The 4,554-nt window shown below is 55.9% G+C and carries 7 protein-coding genes; all 7 read right to left on the minus strand.

Annotation, left to right across the window (positions count from 1 at the left end):
• A partial coding sequence (locus tag N3G78_14685) for a helical backbone metal receptor (protein ID MCX8119162.1) occupies positions 1 to 332 on the minus strand: 332 nt, incomplete at its 3' end.
• A 46-nt stretch (positions 333 to 378) separates the two neighbouring features.
• Positions 379 to 1,020: a precorrin-6y C5,15-methyltransferase (decarboxylating) subunit CbiE gene (cbiE, locus tag N3G78_14690; protein MCX8119163.1), complete on the minus strand. Its 642-nt coding sequence runs from the start codon at positions 1,018 to 1,020 to the stop codon at positions 379 to 381.
• The gene (gene cbiD, locus N3G78_14695) at positions 1,013 to 2,074 is read right to left on the minus strand and encodes a cobalt-precorrin-5B (C(1))-methyltransferase CbiD (GenBank protein ID MCX8119164.1); all 1,062 of its coding nucleotides are present in this window, start codon (positions 2,072 to 2,074) and stop codon (positions 1,013 to 1,015) included. Before cbiD ends, cbiE begins: the two co-directional genes overlap by 8 nt.
• A gap of 12 nt (positions 2,075 to 2,086) precedes the next feature.
• A complete protein-coding gene (locus N3G78_14700; GenBank protein MCX8119165.1) occupies positions 2,087 to 2,926 on the minus strand; it encodes an ATP-binding cassette domain-containing protein in 840 nt (279 codons plus the stop codon).
• Positions 2,923 to 3,678, minus strand: coding sequence for a cobalt ECF transporter T component CbiQ (cbiQ, locus tag N3G78_14705; GenBank protein ID MCX8119166.1), 756 nt, complete (start codon positions 3,676 to 3,678; stop codon positions 2,923 to 2,925). The genes N3G78_14700 and cbiQ overlap by 4 nt, the downstream gene beginning before the upstream one ends.
• Positions 3,662 to 3,973, minus strand: coding sequence for a cobalt ABC transporter permease (locus N3G78_14710; protein ID MCX8119167.1), 312 nt, complete (start codon positions 3,971 to 3,973; stop codon positions 3,662 to 3,664). The genes cbiQ and N3G78_14710 overlap by 17 nt, the downstream gene beginning before the upstream one ends.
• The coding region (locus tag N3G78_14715; protein MCX8119168.1) for an energy-coupling factor ABC transporter permease at positions 3,970 to 4,554 on the minus strand (585 nt) is incomplete at its 5' end. The genes N3G78_14710 and N3G78_14715, both read right to left, overlap by 4 nt.

The raw sequence follows: 4,554 nt of genomic DNA on the forward strand, positions 1-4,554 counted from the left end.
GCGCACAACGTCTCAAGTTCCTGGAAGATACCGGCGACCGTCTTTGGTGAAGATCGAAAGGTAGATATGTTGCGGTCCTTCAATGCCTTCAGGTATGGATCGTGGATCCTTCCTTGGACCACGACCAGGTCCGGCCTCAAAGAGGCGATTTTTTCAGGATCGGGGAAGGCAAAAGATCCGATCCTCTCCCTGTCCTCGCTCTCTTCCGGCAGGAGGCACTGCTCTGTAACCCCCACGACCATCGATCCCAACCCTAAAAAGAAGAGGTTGGCCGTGATCGAAGGGGAAAGGGAAACGACTCTTCGAAGGGGCTTCCTCATTTCTTTCTCCATCCCGTGCCTCTTTTAGACAAAGGGGAATAGGTTAAAAAGTCTCCTTTCACTCCTTCTCCGCCTCCTCTTTCTTTTTCAGGATCATCACGCTCAGCCCGAAGCCTTCCATCTCTTTGAGATGAAGAAGGTCGGTCTCGAGGATTCTTTCGTCGGGATACGTCAGGTTCTCCATCACGATGGCCTTCCGGTTCTCCACGCCCTGTTTTAAGAGCGCTTCCGCAATCTTCTGGGGTGGGAAAGCCGGATCGGTGAAGAGGAAGACCTTCGAGGAATCTTTGATCTTCGGGATCAGATCGTCGATCTTCCGGCCGTGGAGGCTCAGGAGGGTGGCATCCTCCCATCCCTCTCCCAGCCTGGCGAAGGCGATCTGGAGAGAGCTCACCCCGGGAATGACGGTGTATTCATCCTTTTTTAAGATACGGGAGATCCGGCCCAGGAAACTGTAGAGCCCAGGATCTCCTGAGACGAGCACGGCGATCCTCTTCCTCTCCCTCTCCCTCTGGAGAAAGGAGAGGACCTGGTCGAAATTCCCTTCGATGAGGATCTCCTCCTTGCCGAGGGGCTGAAAGGGACGGAGGTTTCGCCTTGCGCCGATCAGGCAATCGGCGGACTCGATCGCCTTTTTCGCAACGGGGAGGAGGTAGTCCTCTGTTCCCGGTCCGATTCCGATGACGAAAACCCTATTCACGGTGCCTTCCCAAAACCTCCCCTTCGAGGGAGAGGAGGATGCATTCGATCAGGAGATCCCTTTCCAAGAGGCCTTTGATCCTCCTGACCACTTCCAGGGCGACCTCCTGAAAAACCCTTGTTAGAGCCGCCTCCTTCAGAATGGGGATCTTCGCCTCGGCCGTCTTTTCCCTGAGGATGGCCTCGACGACATCAGGGCTTGCCCCTTTAAGTTTCGCATAATGGGCGATGGTCTCCATCCTTCGGTCTCCGAATCGAAAGTGGGTATCGAACTGACCAGCCGCCACCTTGACGAGCTTCCCGATATGGCCGATGAGGAGGACCTCTTCGAAGCCCTTCTTCGAACACTCCTCCAGCATGAAGCCCACATGGTCCCCGATCTTGATGAAGGACTCTCCGGAGAGGCCCAGGATCTCCCGGCAGTAGCGCTCTCCGACATAGCCCAGGACGAGGGTTGCTTTTCGCTCTCCTTCGGCCCGCAGCACGTCCAGACGCAAGGAAAGGGATGTCTTGTAGGCGTCGATCGACTTCGGCTCGACGATCCCGGTCGTGCCAAGGATGGAAATCCCGCCCACTATTCCAAGTTGAGGGTTGAAGGTGCGTCTGGCCAAGGACTCTCCATCTGGAACGGTGATGATCACCTCCAGACCCCTTCCCTCCGAAAAGATTTCGGATAATTCCCTGAGGATCATCTTCCTGGGCGTTGGGTTGATGGCATGTTGGCCCACCGGGACGGCAAGCCCCGGCCTCGTCACGATGCCAACTCCTTCGCCACCCTTTATGGTCACGCCTCTTCCTTCCACAAATCGAACCTCGGCATAGATCTTGGTCCCATGCGTTACGTCGGGATCGTCTCCTGCGTCCTTGACGATTCCACATCTGGCGAAGCCTTCGCCGAGTGCCGGATCGATGATGGGAAGACGGAGCTTCAGGCCCGATGGCGTCTCCACCTCGACGGATTCGACCTTCTTCCCGGTGGCCAGCATCAGCCCCGCGGCCTTTGCCGCCGCCTGGGCGCAAGTCCCTGTCGTATAGCCCTTTCTCAACCCCGACATCGGCTCCTCCCCTTAAGCTGACCCAGACCCGACCAACTTGAGGATCTCCCTTCTCGCCTCTCCGATGGTGAGGGGGATCCGATCGAAAGGGAGCCGATCCTCGTTCTTAAGCCTGTAGATCAGCTCAGCGATCAGGGGAAGCCTCAGGTCGAACCTCTCCATCTCGGCAGGCGCTGTAAAGACCTCTTCAGGTCTCCCCTCTTTCACGATCCTCCCCTGATTGAGGATATAGAGCCTGTCCACAAAAAGGGGGACGAGGTCGACGCGATGGGTGGCGATGACCATGGTGATCTTCTTCTCCTGATTCAGCCTCATCAGAAGATGGATCATCTCGTGCTCTCCCATTGGATCGAGGCCGTCGGTCGGTTCGTCGAGAAGCAAGATCTCGTGGTCCATCGCTAAAAGGCCCGCAAGGCAGGCCCGCTTCTTCTGGCCGTAGCTGAGATGATGAATGGGTTTCCCCGCATAGTCCGCCAGGTCGACCGACCTCAAGGCCTCTTTCACGTGGGAGGCGATCTTCTCTTCACTCCATCCCATGTTGATCGGTCCGAAGGCCGCATCCTCGAAGACCGTTGCGCCAAAGAGCTGGTCGTCGGGATCCTGAAAGACGAGCCCCATCTTCCGGTAGATCTCCCTCGAGGGGAGGCGTCTCACCTCTTGGCCATCGAGCAAGACCTCCCCTTCGAAATCTTTCAACAACCCATCCAGCACCTTGAGGAGGGTGGTCTTTCCAGAGCCGTTGGCTCCCAAGAGGCCGATCACTTCTCCCTCGCGGATGTCGAGGTCCAGATCGGAAAGGGCGACGGTCCCGTCCGGATATCGAAAGCTTTTGATCCGGGCGGAGAGCCTTATCCGACGATCCATATCCCTCCCATGGCGATGAGGAAGAGGCCCGAGAAGAGGACCTCCGTAGGATTGAAAGATCTTCCCTTCCAAAGGGGGATATGACCATCATAACCTCGTTGAATCAGGGAGGAGGCGATCCGCTCGCTCTGTTCAAAGGCCTTGAGCACCAAGGCGCCCGACAGGGTGACAAAGGAACCGATGCTCCGGGCGAGACCACTGTAGCCGAGGCGAACCTTTTGGGATTGGTAGATAACCGCGGCATCCTCCAGCAGGACGAAGAGGTAACGGTAGGCAAAGATCGAAACCTCGATCAAACCTTTCGGGACCCTTAACCAGGAAAGACCCGCCAGAAGTTCTCCAAAGGAAGTCGAAAATCCTAATAGGCCCACAATGGAGACGGCCGAAAGAACCCTGCTCACGATCCTCAGCCCCTCCATCAGACCATCTCGATAGCCTGAAAGCGTAAACCCGATCAGCTCGATGGAAAAGAGGGGCTCCCTCCCCGAAAAGAAACATTTCAGGATGACGATGACAAAGGAGATGAGCACAGGTTCAGAAAGCCTGAGCAAAAAGGCCCGGAAGGGAATCTTCATGTGGAGGATCGTAACCAGACAGAGCAGGGTGATAAGGCCTGGAAGAATAAAGCCCCGATGACTGATGACCATGAGAAGGAGAATCAGGGTGACCAGAAGCTTCACCCTCGCATCCATCCTCGAAAGGAGATGGTCTCTTTTAAAAGACTCAGCGAATCGCTCCATTTCTCCTTGTCAACGGCTCTCCTCTGTCCTGCAGGAGCACCCTCCAGTTATACCCTGCCACGAATCCTCCGATCGCACCTGCCATGAGAAAGAGAAAGAGGAGAAGGTCCCCCTGGTCTGTGTTGATCAGGGGTTCCTTTGCCTCTCGGCCGTGTTCCTGAGCAATCTTCTCGATGACCGTCTCGTCCACGCCCGGCCATTTCTCAGAGGCTATGGAAAGGAGAGGAAACAGAGTAATCAGCCCCAGAACGATTAGAAAACGTTGAAGATGGCGCATTGTGTTTTGAACCTTCATATGGCCTCCTTTGGTTTTAAGACGTGCATTTTAACCAGAAGATCGGGCCGCTTTCTGGACAGGAGCACCACCATGCCAGCGGTCATTGCTCCTTCGAGGATCCCCAGTGGGATCTGGGTAGGCATAAAAGCGATCAAGATCTTCCATAGAAGAGGCATCATGGGAGAATCGCCCTTGATTCCTGAGGCCAGTTCAAAAGAAGTGGTGAAGTAGGTTGCCCAGTCTGCAAGCAATCCTGCCATGAATCCAGAGAGGGCAAGATTCATTTTCATCGAACGCAATACTTTAAAAGTGATGAAACCCGCAAGAGACCCCATCACGCCCATGGAGACCACGTTCGCCCCAAGGGTGCTCAATCCACCGTGGGCGAGAAAGAGGGCCTGAATGAGCAAAGCTACAGTGGCGATCAAGACGCTGATGGCCGGTCCCAGAAGGATGGCAGAGATTCCCGTCCCGCAGGGATGGGAGCAGGTGCCTGCGATGGGCACGGGCACTGGCATGCAGGAGATGACGAAGACGACCGCCGCCATCAGGCCGACCAGGGGCTTAAGGGAGAGGTCCGAGGAGGAAAGTTTTTTGAG

The organism is Thermodesulfobacteriota bacterium, assembly GCA_026415035.1.
Taxonomy (GTDB): Bacteria; Desulfobacterota; BSN033; order BSN033; family UBA1163; genus RBG-16-49-23.